Source organism: Olsenella porci, assembly GCF_009695875.1.
Lineage (GTDB): Bacteria > Actinomycetota > Coriobacteriia > Coriobacteriales > Atopobiaceae > Olsenella_H > Olsenella_H porci.
The window spans coordinates 607,532-621,340 of sequence record NZ_VUNC01000001.1 but is presented as its reverse complement, the minus strand read 5'-3'; the positions used below and the strand labels follow the sequence as shown (position 1 = coordinate 621,340).

Genomic DNA, 13,809 nt, shown 5'->3' with positions numbered 1-13,809 from the left:
GGACAGGGCCTCGCCGGCAGTGGTCGCCGATTCCGGCGCCCCGCGGTGACGGGACTGGCGAATGTACGTTGGTGCGGATGGGGGCGGTTCGCTGTCTAGTCTGGTGAAATCTATCTTGACTTCAACACGCTGCACCGCCTCGGCGGTCTCCGAGCTCGCCCGCGTCGAGTGGCACAGCGTGGGCGGCGTGTGCAGGCGCGTCTACGCCGAGCTGGAGGCCGCGCGCGGCGCCTCGAGGTTCGACGGCGTGCGCCGCATCGGCATCGACGAGACGTCGTACAAGAAGGGCCACAAGTACGTCACGGTGGTCGTCGACCACGACCGCGGCTGCCTCATCTGGGCGCACGAGGGCACCGGCAAGGACGTGCTCAACCTGTTCCTCGACGAGCTCACGCGCGAGCAGAGGCGCGCCATAGAGGTGGTGACCGCCGACGGCGCGAGGTGGATAAGGCAGCTGGTCAAGCGCCGCTGCCCCAACGCGAGGTGGGTCATGGACCCCTTCCACGTGGTCCAGTGGATGAACGACGCGCTCGACGCCGTGCGCTGCGAGGAGTGGAACGCCGCCAGGGCCGCCGCCAGGGCCGCCAGGCCCAGGCCCGAGGGCAAGCGCGGCAGGCCTGCCAAAGGCGAGCTGCCGCCCGAGGAGGTCAGGGCGCTCGAGGAGGAGGCGGCCTCCATCAAGGGCAGCCGCTACGCGCTCGTGAAGAACCCCGAGGACCTCACCGACGGCCAGAGGGCGAGGCTCGAGGCGCTCAAGAAGAGGGCCGGCTCGCGGCTGGTCAGGGCCTGGGAGCTCAAGGAGGACCTGCGGGCCGTCTTCCGGGCAGCCGACGGCTCCGAGGCCGCCGAGCTGCTCGACGACTGGATGCACAGGGCCGCCTACTGCAAGATCGCCAAGGTCGTCGCCGTGGAGAAGAAGGTGCGCCGCCGGCGCGACGACATCATCGCCGCAGTCGAGCTCGGCATCAGCAACGGGCGCGTAGAGGCCATCAACAACAAGATCAAGGTGACGGTGAGGATGGGCTACGGCTTCCGCAACACCGACAACCTCGTGGCCCTGCTCATGCTCAGGTGCGGCGACTGCCAGCCCCAGCTCCCGGGTCGCCCGGTGAAGGCGAGGAAGAAGGGCGTGAAGGGAGCGAAGAGCGTTGCTGCCTAGGCTAGCCCCTTGTCACACAAACTACCGAAGCCTCAGAAAAATAGAGTTGTGGCAATCTGAACCCGCTGGGCTATCTACCCAGCGCTGCGAGAGGTGGTGCCTCACGCTCACGACCATCCGAGCGCGGCAACCTGCTGAGGAAACTCGAGTTGTGGCAATGGGACCGAGCAGAAGAGGCCCGAACGATTGCCACAACTCGATTTTTCTCAGCAAGTCAACCTTGCGCAGGGAGCAAACGTACGGAAAACCCGATGCAGGAGGGGTGATCCGTCAGTCTCAATTGCCACAACTCAAGATTCCTCAGCACTCTGCGCGCGCGACCGAGTCAGGATCCCCGCACGGTCGCCCAGAGGACAACAACGACATCCCGACGCCCCTACGCCTCGTCGCCGTCGCGCATGAAGCGGGGCGGTGCGTCGGTGCTGGAGACCTCGGCGATGTCGAGCAGCGCGTCTGCGACGGCGTCGTCCCAGCAGGGGCCGATGTGCCAGCAGGCTGCCTCGGAAGCCTCTCGCGTGGCGTTGGCCACGGCGACAGAGTTGGGTATCTCGCCCATGATCTGGAGGTCGTTCTCCGCATCACCGAAGAAGACGACCTCCTCTGGGCCAATGCTCAGGGCCTCGAGCAGGTGCCGCAGGCTCGTGCCCTTGTTGACCCCGCGAGGCAGCACGTCGAACCAGTTGGGAACCGGCGGCACCACCACGAGCTCGGGCGCGACGCGCGCCGCCTCGCGCCGCACCCAGTCCATTGCCTCGTCCTCCTCGCAGGCGACGGTCGCGGCGATCACGTCGATGTCCGGCACCTGCGAGACGATAGTCCCATTGAACTTGAACCGGCGTTCGTACGGCGCCATCTGCGCCGGCGTGGCACCCAGCACGTACGCGGGGTTGGAGAGGTCGGTCTTGGCGGGATAGACCGCCACAAAGACGCCCGGCACGGGCGCGAAGGCGTCCGCGAGACGCTGCAGGGCGTCGCGGTCGAGGTAGCGCGCCCACACCAGCTCGCCGTCCACCTTGACCTTCTTGCCATTGGAGACGATGCCCGTCTCGAAGCAGGAGTCGTCACCCGCGAAGAACCGGTGCAGCTCCTGCTCGTCCCTCCCCGTGGCGGGGCCAAACCTCACGCCCGAGGAGCGTAGCGTCGAAATCGCCCCGAGGGTCCTCTCGTCCACCCGGTCCTGGCCAAAGGGCAGGAGCGTGTTGTCCATGTCACTGAGCGCAAGCCTGATCATCTGCCGCATCCCCTCCAAGCGTCACCCAGAGCAGCATAGCATCGGGCGGCAGGACAGGGGCTAGCCCCGCTCGAGGAGGTCGGGGCGGTTGATGCGCATGAGGATCTGCTCCACGTCGAGCAGGTTCCAGAGCAGGGCGGGCGTACGGCGCCCGCGCTCGTAGACGCACACGCTGGGGTTGCCCTCCCAGAGCGGCTCGCCCAAGGTCCTGATGTCGCAGATGCGGTCGTAGGGAATCACGCGCGCCCTGCCCAGGAGCGGGACCACGCGGAGGTAGTCGGAGTGCGTCTCCACGCGGTAGCGGCCGAACATTGCCCACACCGCCCAGGTGGTCACCACGAACGAGCAGAAGAACGTGATCGCCACGGGGATGTCCACGTCCAGGAGCCCCAGGCGCTGGAGCAGGCACACGAGGATGCCCGCACCGCCCATGCAGCCCATCGCGTACACCAGCATGCGCGTGAACGTCTTGGACGCGCGGTAGGTATCGTGGTGGCTGTGGTGGCGCTCGGCGATGTCGGTGTCCGAGACGATCTGGAAGATTGCGGAGAAGATGGGAATGCCTCCGGTGATTGCGACGAGGAACGAGATGCTCATGGCCGCACCACCACCCAACGGGCCCTGGGCGCCCGGGGGAGGGGACGGCAGCAGCGCGGCGCCGCAATCGCGACGTCACGAGCCTCTTCCCCTGTCAGCCTCACGCGAGCCATCTGCACTCTCCCATCCTGCTCAAGGATGCTAGCGGAGAAATGTTGCGTGTTGTGCAAACAACATGTGTGCGGCATCAGATTTGCCGCGGGCGGCTGAGCCGGCATCTACGTTACGGAGGCATGACGCCAAGGCCACATCCCCCACACAACCCCAAGCGAGCCACCGTGCGACGGGGGCGGCAGGGGCCAACCAGTCGCGCACCAGGACGGCGGGCATGCACGCCGAGCGGGGCCGCACCCCACGGACGCGGGTGGGGGGGGCACGGGACGGTGCCTCTCCCCCATCCGCGACCGCGCACGTTCGGGGAGCGCCTCCTACGCCTGCGGGCGGGCGAACTTCGCCACCAGGTGCTGGAGGAGGTCCACCGTCTTCTCCATGCTGGGAACGGGGATGAACTCGCGCACCGAGTGGGCGTTGTAGCCGCCCGTGGCGATGTTGGGGCACGGGAGCCCACGGAAGGTGAGCTGGCTGCCGTCGGTGCCACCACGCACGGCGACGACCTTGGGCTCGATGCCGACCTCGCGATGCGCCTCCAGCGCGTTGTCAACCAGGAAGTCCAGGCCTTGGAACCTCTCGGCCATGTTGCGGTACTCCTCGCGGATGCTCACCTGGACGGTACCCTCGCCGTAGCGGTCGTTGAGGAACGCGGCGATCTTGCGCAGCGTCTCCTCGCGGGCGGCGAAGAGCTTTGAGTCGAAGTCGCGCACGATGTAGGTCAGGCGGACCGAGCCGGCGGTGCCCCTGATGTCGATGGGATGATAGAAGCCCTCACGGCCCTCGGTGTGCTCGGGACGCTCCGCCGCGGGGACCATCTGCTCAAACTCGCTCGCCACGGTGATGGCGTTGACCATCACGTCCTTGGCGCTGCCCGGGTGGACCATGACGCCCTTGATGGTGACGGTCGCCTCGCTCGCGGTGAAGGTCTCGTAGTTGAACTCGCCCAGGGCCTCTCCGTCCACGGTGTAGCACCAGGCGGCGCCAAACTCGTCGAGGTCGAGCAGAGAAGCGCCATGACCGATCTCCTCGTCGGGGACGAAGGCGATCTTGAGGGTGGGGTGCGGGAGCGTGGGGTCGCCCTGAAGCCGGGCGAGAAGCGAGCAGATCTCTGCCACGCCGGCCTTGTCGTCGGCGGAGAGGAGCGTGCTGCCGTCGCTGCACACGATGTCCTGACCCACGAACTGGTTTAGGTCGGGGACCTGCTCGGGCGAGGTGGAGACCTCGCGGCCGTCCTCCACCCCGGCGACTAGGTTGCCACCCTCGTAGTGCACCACGTGCGGCCTCACGCCCGAGGCCGGGGCGTCAAACGAGGTGTCAATGTGGGAGCAAAGGCCAAGCGCGGGAAGGCCCTCGGCACCCGCGGACGCAGGGACGGTCCCCAGCACGTAGGCATGCTCGGTCACCTGGACGTCCCGCACGCCAAGGGAGCGGAGCTCGTCTCCCAGGTAGGCAGCCATCTTGTGCTGGCTGGGGGTCGAGGGGGTCTGCGCCTCGTTCTGGGGGTCGGACTGGGAGTCGATCTGGACAAAGCGCATGAAGCGCTCGACGACGTCGGGAAGCTGCTCTTGTGCCACGTTTGTCTCCTTATGGCTCGTCGCGCGGCACGCCGCCCGGCGCACCCGCGCGGGGTTCCTGTTCAACGTGACAACTGTAGCGCAGCCTTTGACGCAACCGCGTCACGGGCCGATCCTCCTCGGCTACGACACCAGGTGGCGCCTGACCGAGACGAGCATGCGAGACGTGAGCCCGCAGCTTGCAAGGTAGCTCTCGACCGACCCGTATCCCTTGATCAGCCTCCTGCGAACCGTGCGCATGGCGCTGGCGAGCGTAAGGAGGTCGGGGTGCTCCCCGCTTCCGCGAAGGGCGTCCTCCACCAGGTCCACCGAGGCAAACGACAGCAGGTAGTCGCGCAGTATGTCATGCTCCGAGACCCTGCACAGCCCCAGAAGCAGCATGGACGTGACGCCCGTGCGGTCCATGCCCGCCGCACAGTGGAACAGGACGCAGTCCGAGGGCTCCGCCGTCGCCATGAACGAGAAGACCTGGCGCACGGCCTCGCGGTTGGAGAGCATGGCGAGGTAGCCCCCCACCAGGTAGTCGTCCATCCCGTCGCCCTCCGCAAGGTCGGAGTCGTGCATGTTGACGCTATAGAGGGAGGCGTTGTGGTAGCGCACGCGCGGGTCGTTCGCAAAGACGTCGGGCGCCCGCTTGACCTCGAACTCGCTGCGAAGGTCCACGTCCATGGTCACACCGTATGCGCGCAAGAGCCCCGCGTCGTCCTCGCTCAGCTCGTTGGTGTCACCGGAGCGCAGGAACCGGTGAGGGAGCGTTGGTCCCCACGGCGTCTTGTAGCCACAGAGCTCGCGCAGGTTGTAGCCGGTCGCGAGCCTGAGGATGCCGGTGCGCCTCTGTACTATGTCCTCGGCACTGGAACCCATGTCCCCTCTCCCCTGGCATCCCCTCGCAAACCCACGCGCACATGGTATCAGGCGTTTGTGGAATGCCACCGTCCACCGGGGGATCGCATCCGCGAGCGTGGCGGGAATGGGACGGACGGACGGGCACGGGGCGCGAGCGGCAGGTGAGAGGTGCCGCGCAACGGCGTTGCCCGCGCATTCGATGGCGCCAGCGACTCCGTCTGCGTCCCAAGAGAAGGGGCGGCGCCGGGAACCGTGTCCCGACGACGCCCCCTAGTCAAAACCGATTGGCCCTGCCTACTTGACCCCGGCCTTACGCTTGGCGCGCTCTATCTCGGCCAGCTGCTCGGGCGAGAGGCGGATGCCGTGCGACTCTCCCCCACGCTCGTTCACGATGGAATCTCCGTAAGTGCGGTGGTAGCGGCTCTCGTCCACGTAGGGTGCCACCACGTGGGTGGTGGGATCCTGCGGGTTCTGGAGCTTGAAGGAGCCACCGTTCTTGTAGTTCTCCTTTGCGACCGAGATCATGAGCTTGATTCGGTTGAGCTGGTTGACCTCGGACGCGCCGGGGTCGTAGTCGATGGCCACGATGTTGCTCTCGGGATGCATCTGGCGGAGCCGTTTGATGACCGACTTGCCCACCACGTGGTTGGGCAGGCACGCAAACGGCTGGGCGCACACGATGTTGGGCGTGCCGCTGTCGATGAGGTCCACCATCTCGGCGGTGAGGAGCCAGCCCTCGCCCATGGTGTTGCACAGCGAGAGGACCTTGGACGCCTTGTCCGCGAGCTCGAAGATGTCCTCGTAGGGCGTGAAGCGCTCAGATTCACTGAGCATCTCGTCGATGGGCTTGCGCAGCCCCTCGATCGCGTCGATCCCGATGCCATGGGTGAGCCTGGTCGCCGCCTTGGTCCCCAGCTCGTGGTTCATGTTGATCTGGTTGGACATGCCAAACAGGAAGAAGTCCATGAGGCCCGGGACGTCGGCCTCGCAGCCCTCCTGCTCAATGACCTTCACGAGCTCGTTGTTGGCCGTGGGGTGGAACTTTACCAGGATCTCGCCCACCACGCCCACGCGCGGCTTGCTGCGGTCGTTCACGAGCGGCAGCGTGTCAAAGCGGCGCACGGTGTCGCGGCACAGCTCGTAGAAGGCCTTGCGGTCGGCGCTGTGGGTCAGGAGCGTCTTGGCGCGGCTCATGAACGAGTCGTACAGGCGGTTGGCGGAGCCCTTCTCGGCCTCGTAGGGACGCGTGCGGTACAGCACCTTCATGAGGAGGTCGCCGTAGAGCAGCGCATATCCGGCCTTGAGGATGAGCTTGGGCTTGAGGATGTTCCAGCCCGGGTTCTTCTCGTCCAGTCCGCCCGCGACGGAGAGCGAGATCACCGGGATGTCCGGGTGGCCGGAGTCCTTGAGCGCCTTGCGGATGAGGCCGATGTAGTTGGTGGCGCGGCAGCCGCCGCCGGTCTGGCTGATGAGCACGGCGGTGCGGCTGAGGTCGTACTTGCCCGAGAGGACGGCCTCCATGAGCTGGCCCACCACGAGGATGGACGGGTAGCAGATGTCGTTGTTGACGTAGCGGAGGCCGATGTCCACGGCGGAGTGGTCGACGGAGGGCAGCAGCACCACGTTGTAGCCCTCGGAGCGCAGAATCGCCTCGACCATCTCGAAGTGGATGGGCGACATCTGCGGTGCCAGGATGGTGTAGCCCTCCTCCTGCATCTCCTTGGTGTAGCGGACCTTCTCGAACGCGGCACTCTTGGCCTCGCGGTACACGGGGGTGCGGCGCGAGAGGTCGGTCTGGCGTGCATGCTCAAGCGAGCCGTCCGCCATGTGCACGCCCACGGGGCCCACCTCGGTGGCAATGCCCGCGGCCGTCTCGCGCTCGAGCTCGGCGTGCTGCTCCTTGAGGGCCGCCATGAGAGAGCGCACTCGGATGCGCGCGGCGCCCAGATTGCTGACCTCGTCGATCTTGAGAACGGTGTAGATCTTGCCCGACGCCTCCAGGATCTCCTGCACCTGGTCGGTTGTGAGTGCGTCCAGGCCGCAGCCAAAGCTGTTGAGCTGGATAAGGTCGAGATCGTTCCTGCTCGCCACAAAGCGCGCCGCACGGTACAGGCGGCTGTGGTACATCCACTGGTCCACCACGCGGATGGGACGCTCGGGCCTCATCTTGTGGGCGACGGAGTCCTCGGTGAGAACCGCAAAGCCAAAGGAGTGCACCAGCTCGGGGATGGCATGGTTGATCTCGGGGTCGTTGTGGTAGGGGCGTCCGGCGAGCACGATGCCGTGGCCGTCGTGGTCCTCGATCCACTTGAGGGCGTCGTCGCCCATGCGGTGCATCTTGTCCTTGAACTCCAGGTCGGCATCCCAGGCGTAGTTGACCGCATCGTCGATCTCGCGGCGCGTGATGGGCTCGCCGCGGAAGCGACCCTTGCCGTGGCCAGCGTCCTCGGCGCGCTGCTGTGCGATGACCTCGAACAGGCGACGCTTGAGCTCCCGCTTGTTGTCGTAGGGGATGAAGGGGTCCAGGTACTCCACCTTGGGGTTGCTCAGCTCGTCCACGTTGAGCTCGAGCGACTGCGGGTAGCTCATCACGATCGGGCAGTTGTAGTGGTTGGTGGCGGTGTCGTCCTCCTGGCGCTCCCAGCGAATGCAGGGCATCCAGATGAAGTCGGGGTCCTTGGCGAGGAGGTTCATGATGTGGCCGTGGCTCAGCTTGGCCGGGTAGCACACCGACTCGGAGGGCATGGACTCAATGCCCGCCTCGTAGGTCTTCTTGGTGGTCTGGTCACTCAGCACCACGGAGAAGCCCAGCTTGGTGAAGAAGGCGTGCCAGAAGGGATAGTCCTCGTACATGTTGAGGGCACGGGGAATACCCACGGTGCCGCGCGGCGCCTCGTCGGGATCCAGGCATGGACGGTCAAACAGGAGCTTGTTCTTGAGCTCGAACAGGTTGGGGGCGTCGTTCTTGGCCTTCTTGGAGCCGCCAGCGCCCTTCTCGCAGCGGTTGCCCGTGATGAAGCGGCGCCCGTTGCTGAAGCTGTTGACGGTCAGCAGGCAGTTGTTGGAGCAGCGCCCGCAGTGGACGTTGGTGTGCTTGACCTTGAGGTTGTCGATCTCGTCGCGCGAGAGGATCGTGGAGATGCCGTTGGCGCCAGCGCGGTCGCGGGCAAGGAGGGCGGCACCAAAGGCGCCCATGGTCCCGGCGATGTCGGGACGAATCACCTCTCGCCCGGTGAGAAGCTCGAAGGCGCGCAGCGTGGCGTCGCTCATGAAGGTGCCACCCTGCACCACCACGTACTTGCCGATCTGGTCGTAGTCGCGCAGCTTGATGACCTTGAACAGCGCGTTCTTGATCACCGAGTAGGAGAGGCCCGCGGCGACGTCGCCGATGGTGGCACCCTCCTTTTGGGCCTGCTTCACGCGGGAGTTCATGAACACGGTGCAGCGGCTGCCCAGGTCGATGGGGTGCTCGCCGTGAACGGCCGCCTTGGCGAACTCCTGGACGCTCATGCCCATGGAGTCGGCGAAGTTCTGGATGAACGAGCCACAGCCCGAGGAGCAGGCCTCGTTGAGCATGATGTGCTCGATGACGCCACCCTTGACCTGCAGGCACTTCATGTCCTGGCCACCGATGTCGAGGATGAACTCGACGTCGGGCACAAAGGACTTGGCGCCGCGGAGGTGCGCAACGGTCTCGATCTCGCCGGAGTCGGCCTGGAGCGCCTCGATGAGGATGCCCTCGCCATAGCCGGTGGTGGTCACGTGGCCGATGGTGCAGTCACTGGGCAGGTGGTCGTAGATGTCGTCCATGATCTTGCGCGCGGTGCCCAGCACGTCGCCGTTGTTGTTGTCGTACCAGGTATAGAGGAGCTGGCCGTCCTCCCCCACCACAGCTGCCTTCATGGTGGTGGAGCCGGCGTCGAGGCCGATGAACACGCGCCCATGGTACTTGGTGAGGTCGCCCTTGGGGACCACCTGCCTGTCGTGGCGCTCCTTGAACTCGCGGTAGTCCTCCTCGGTGGCAAAGAGCGGGTCGAGACGCGCGACCTCGGAGCCCTGCGTGCCCCTGAGGTTGTCGAGCGCCGTGATGACCTGCGCAAAGGTAACCTGCTTGTCAGACTCGCCGGCAAGCGCTGCACCGGTCGCGACGAAGAGGTGGGCGTTCTGGGGGATCACGCGGTGCTGCTCGTCCAGGTCGAGCGTGACGTAGAAGCGCTTGCGCAGCTCGGAGAGGTACTGCAGCGGGCCGCCCAGGAAGGCGACGTAGCCGCGGATGGGGTGACCGCAGGCGAGGCCCGAGACGGTCTGGTTGGCGACCGCCTGGAAGATGGAGGCTGCCACGTCCTCGCGCGCGGCGCCCTCGTTGAGCAGGGGCTGGACGTCAGACTTGGCGAAGACGCCACAGCGGCTGGCGATGGGGTAGATGTGCTGGGCGCCCTTGGCAAGCTCGTTGAGGCCGCCAGCGTCCGTCTCCATGAGGGAGGCCATCTGGTCGATGAAGGCGCCCGTGCCGCCGGCGCAGGTGCCGTTCATGCGCTGCTCGATGCCGTTGTCAAAGTAGATGATCTTGGCATCCTCGCCACCCAGCTCGATTGCGACGTCGGTCTGGGGGATGAGCGTCTCGACTGCGCGCTTTGAGGCGATGACCTCCTGCACGAACTCGAGGTCGAGCCAGTTCGCCAGCAGCATGCCGCCGGAGCCGGTGATCGAGACGCGCATGCTGGGGTCGCCGATAACGGACTCGGCGCGCTCGAACAGGGCGCGCGCGGTGGCCCGGACGTCGGTGTGGTGACGCTCGTAGTTGGCGTACACCAGCGTGTCGTTCTCGTCGATCACGGCAAGCTTGACGGTGGTGGAGCCCACGTCGATGCCAAGGCGCAGGTGAGCGTGGCGCAGGTCTACGGGGTTCTTGGGGTACAGCTCGGCCCCACGCTGGGCGAGCTCGATGCCGCGGTTGGCGCGAGCCTGCTCCCTGTTGGACTCGGGGTAGTTAGTCATGGTCCGTCTCCTTCATGTCAAGCATGTCAAGGCAAATGGCGTTGACGTCAAACTCCAGGCTCTTGCCGTATAGGTCGCCCGGGCGCACGAACATGAGCGCCGTCATCAGGCGCGCCATGGCGGGCACGGACTCCTCCATGCCGGTGGCAAGCCAACGTTCGAGGACGCCGACCTCCGCCGAGATGGCGAAGGTGAGGTAGTAGTCGAAGAAGGGAATGGCCCGGACGTCCAGGCCGTCGAGGGCGCGGTCCTGCACGGTCTCGCGAGCCATGCGCTTGACCCTCTGCGAGAACGCGGGGTCGCCCCCCTCCCCCAGCAGCGGGCGAAGGTACGGGCGCTCGGCGAAGTAGGTGAGAATTTCAACCGATCCCGGGCAGGGGCGGAAGTGCGAGATGGCATCCTCGAGCTGGTCGAGGGAGGCGCAAGCAAGGTGCTCCACCAGGGGGCGGAGGTCCGCGATGGTCTCGTCCTCGATGGCGTTGACGAGGTCGGGGATATCCTTGAAGTGGGAGTAGAAGGTGCGGCGCGTAACGCCGGCGCGGTCGCTCACCGCGGTGACGGTCACCTGGGAGAGGTCGCCCGCCGCCTCGATCTCGGCGGCGAGGGCGTCGCGCAGCGCTCGCCGTGTGCGCTTGCTACGCCGGTCGAGCTGGCCGGTCGACACTTGCGTCCCCCTCGCCTGGACCGCCTCCGACGCCGTGTCTCGAAGTGCTGGTCGCATGATCTGTGGGTCTCCGTTTCTTCACATCGTGTGCAGTTTTGCACAGCGCGTGAAGTATTGCACAACGTGAGAAGGAATTCTGCCCTCGAAACGACCATTCGTGGGGAGACACAATCGCTTCACAGTGGGGCATGCACCATGTCGGAAATCACGTACGGCGTGTACACGCGAGACGGAATTTCGGACGGAGCCCGTTTGTCAACGTCCGCGCGGACGGCGCCGATACTCGGGAACGGAGCGACGCCCTCCCCCGAGTGGCCCGTCCCATGGAGGAGCGCTCCTCTCGCCCCGTTGCTGCATCTCTCCTCTTCTTAGGCTCTTAGAGGCCTCTCGAGGTGGATAAACGGGGCCGACCCCGCGAACGCGCGGAACCGGCCCCGATGAAAGGTAACGCATCCGCCGCCAGGCTCAGTGAAGAAACCTACTTGACCACGTTTCCGTCGGCATCATACCGGTAGAACCCCTCGCCGACCGCGATGCCCGTCTTTCCCTCGTCCACATAGCCCTTGAGCAGCGAGACCATCTGCCCCGCGGGAGACGTTGGGTCGTCAGCGCCCGGCTGCATTGAGATGATCTTGAGCGCGAGGGGCAGGCCGACCTTGTCAATCTTGCGGAAGGGGGTCTGGTCGGGGGTGGCCCCGGTGTCAAGCTCCCAGCACAGGTCGACCGTCGCCGGGTCGGTCACACCTGTCGCCACCAGGTACAGTGCTGCCTTGAACCAGGGGATCAGCAGCGTGTTGAGGATGTAACCCGGTTGCTCCTTGTTGAGCTTGAGCGGGACCATGCCAATTGCGTGGGAGAATTGCTCGGCCAGCCGGAACGACTCGTCGCTGGTGCGGTCGTGGCGCATGAGCTCCGTGAGGTTGTTGCGCCAGATCTGGTTGGCAAAGTGGAGGGTCATGTAGCGGTCGGGGCGACCGGTGGAATCCGCGAACGTGCTCGGCAGGAACGTGGACGAGTCGGTGAGGAGCAGCGTCCTCTCGGGCAGGTGGCTCGATAGCCGCTCGTAGAAGTCACGCTTCTGGTCGGGGTCCTCGTTGATGCACTCGATGACCACGTCCGCGTCGCCAAACGCCTGGTCCATGTCGGTCACGAGGCGGATGTGCAAGAGTCTCTCCCCCGCCTGCTCCTTGAGCTGGTCAATCTCCTCGTCTGTGAGGTCGCGGTCGTCGGAGAGGCCACGGCAGTACTGGCTGCGATCCGCCTTCCAGGCGTCGAGCGCCGCGAGGATCTGACGGCGCACCGCCTGAAGGCGCGGCTTGGCACGTTCGACGGAGGCCTCGCTCCTAAGCCAGACGGTGGTCTCGAAGCCCTTGTACGCGACCATCGACGAGATCTGGCTTCCCTCCGTCCCGCACCCCGCAATGGTGACCCTCTTGACGTCGCTGATGTCCATCCCGACCGCATCCTTTCGAATGGTTGGCGTTGCCGGTGCGCGAGGGGCGACCTCACGCGCTCTGACCACCGTGCACGGTATGCCCGCAGGCGCGTGCGCAGGGGAGAAAATCGGCAGATGGAGCCGTAACAATGCGCGGTGGGCGGGAGCTACCGCGACAGAAACCCGTCCAGGCGGGAGAGCGCCAGGTCGTACCGCTCGGCCTCGTGCTGCATGTGGCTTCCCGGCCCAACCTCGAACGCGACCTCGCAGCCGCATTCCCGCAGAATCCTGGCGCACGCGCCCATGTCGTCCTCGACCGAGCGCAGCATAGGCTGCGGGGCATGCTTCTCTCGGCTGCCAACGGAAAGGAAGGCAAAGCGCCCCGATAGGCCCGTCCCCGGCGCCGTGCAGACCGCGCGCAGGTGGTCGACCCACCCCGGGTACCACACCGAGCCGGAGATGCACCCGCACGCGTCAAAGCACCCGGCATGAGCGAACGCATACAGCGAGAACAGCCCTCCCAGCGAGTACCCGCAAACCGCCCGGCGAGAAGGCGAGAGGTGCCACCCCCGCTCCAGCGAGGGCATCGCGTTGGCAGTCAGCCACTCCAGGGTCGCGGCGGCGCGGCCGCCGTAATCCGGGCGCCCACGGAAGGCCGACTCCGCCGGCCAGGGCGTGAGGTTGTCTCCCCAGTCCCCCACCGGCACGCGCACGATGCTGGATGTCCGCCCTGCCGCGACGCGCGCGAGGTCGAACGGGAACTCGGGCGCGTCTATCACGTAGATGACGGGTCCGGTCGGGCCGCCGGCGCCGGGGAACAGCTCAGTGTCGGCGCCATCCTCCCAGACAGGCCGTCCGCCCTCCTCGGGACGTCCCTCGTCCGCCGCGCCATTCCGCAAGAGGCCAACGGATGCGGTCGCGTCCCTGTTGCCCCGATCCTCTCTCCCCGTCATGGCATCCCCTCTCGCCCGCCTCACCCATCATCCCATCATGTCCCGACAGCGCGCCGCACCCCACCCCGCATGCGGCGGCACATTCGTCACGCATGCCGTTTAAGGAATCTTATGGGATATGCGCCTGCGGTGCTTCGACATCCCCAAGGGAGTCGGCGCGCGCCGCACCAGATAGAATCCAAGCAACCGCGGGCTAACCCACCATCCACAAGAACGTGCCTCTGCCGGACAAACCTTGGCG

At 66.2% G+C, this 13,809-nt stretch carries 9 protein-coding genes; 1 reads left to right on the top strand and 8 read right to left on the bottom strand.

Annotated elements, in window-relative coordinates; genetic code table 11:
• Positions 1–115: 115 nt before the first annotated feature.
• Positions 116–1,159, top strand: coding sequence for an ISL3 family transposase (locus FYJ68_RS02725; RefSeq protein ID WP_195837689.1), 1,044 nt, complete (start codon positions 116–118; stop codon positions 1,157–1,159).
• A gap of 376 nt (positions 1,160–1,535) precedes the next feature.
• Here FYJ68_RS02725 and FYJ68_RS02720 read toward each other — a convergent pair whose 3' ends face one another.
• The 8 genes from FYJ68_RS02720 to FYJ68_RS02685 all read right to left on the bottom strand — a co-directional run bounded on the left by FYJ68_RS02720 (position 1,536) and on the right by FYJ68_RS02685 (position 13,568).
• Positions 1,536–2,390: an HAD family hydrolase gene (locus FYJ68_RS02720; protein ID WP_154433746.1), complete on the bottom strand. Its 855-nt coding sequence runs from the start codon at positions 2,388–2,390 to the stop codon at positions 1,536–1,538.
• Positions 2,391–2,450: 60 nt separating this feature from the next.
• A complete protein-coding gene (locus FYJ68_RS02715) occupies positions 2,451–2,987 on the bottom strand; it encodes a hypothetical protein (protein WP_154433745.1) in 537 nt (178 codons plus the stop codon).
• 428 nt (positions 2,988–3,415) lie between these two features.
• Positions 3,416–4,672, bottom strand: coding sequence for a peptidase T (gene pepT / locus FYJ68_RS02710; RefSeq protein ID WP_326832175.1), 1,257 nt, complete (start codon positions 4,670–4,672; stop codon positions 3,416–3,418).
• Between the two features lie 123 nt (positions 4,673–4,795).
• Complete coding sequence (locus FYJ68_RS02705) at positions 4,796–5,536, bottom strand: tyrosine-protein phosphatase (protein ID WP_154433744.1); 741 nt, start codon at positions 5,534–5,536, stop codon at positions 4,796–4,798.
• A 276-nt stretch (positions 5,537–5,812) separates the two neighbouring features.
• Positions 5,813–10,516, bottom strand: coding sequence for a 2-hydroxyacyl-CoA dehydratase (locus FYJ68_RS02700; RefSeq protein ID WP_154433743.1), 4,704 nt, complete (start codon positions 10,514–10,516; stop codon positions 5,813–5,815).
• The gene (locus tag FYJ68_RS02695) at positions 10,509–11,237 is read right to left on the bottom strand and encodes a TetR/AcrR family transcriptional regulator (protein WP_154433742.1); all 729 of its coding nucleotides are present in this window, start codon (positions 11,235–11,237) and stop codon (positions 10,509–10,511) included. Before FYJ68_RS02695 ends, FYJ68_RS02700 begins: the two co-directional genes overlap by 8 nt.
• A 421-nt stretch (positions 11,238–11,658) precedes the next feature.
• Positions 11,659–12,633, bottom strand: a complete 975-nt coding sequence (locus FYJ68_RS02690; RefSeq protein ID WP_154433741.1) for a 3-hydroxyacyl-CoA dehydrogenase — start codon at positions 12,631–12,633, stop codon at positions 11,659–11,661.
• Between the two features lie 149 nt (positions 12,634–12,782).
• Positions 12,783–13,568: an alpha/beta hydrolase-fold protein gene (locus FYJ68_RS02685; protein ID WP_154433740.1), complete on the bottom strand. Its 786-nt coding sequence runs from the start codon at positions 13,566–13,568 to the stop codon at positions 12,783–12,785.
• Between the last annotated feature and the right edge of the window lie 241 nt (positions 13,569–13,809).

Bases quoted from the DNA above. Each gene is read 5' to 3' on its own strand.
- FYJ68_RS02720 (WP_154433746.1), bottom strand. From the start codon at position 2,390: ATGATCAGGCTTGCGCTCAGTGACATGGACAACACGCTCCTGCCCTTT.
- FYJ68_RS02715 (WP_154433745.1), bottom strand. From the start codon at position 2,987: ATGAGCATCTCGTTCCTCGTCGCAATCACCGGAGGCATTCCCATCTTC.
- FYJ68_RS02705 (WP_154433744.1), bottom strand. From the start codon at position 5,536: ATGGGTTCCAGTGCCGAGGACATAGTACAGAGGCGCACCGGCATCCTC.
- FYJ68_RS02700 (WP_154433743.1), bottom strand. From the start codon at position 10,516: ATGACTAACTACCCCGAGTCCAACAGGGAGCAGGCTCGCGCCAACCGC.
- FYJ68_RS02695 (WP_154433742.1), bottom strand. From the start codon at position 11,237: ATGCGACCAGCACTTCGAGACACGGCGTCGGAGGCGGTCCAGGCGAGG.
- FYJ68_RS02690 (WP_154433741.1), bottom strand. From the start codon at position 12,633: ATGGACATCAGCGACGTCAAGAGGGTCACCATTGCGGGGTGCGGGACG.
- FYJ68_RS02685 (WP_154433740.1), bottom strand. From the start codon at position 13,568: ATGACGGGGAGAGAGGATCGGGGCAACAGGGACGCGACCGCATCCGTT.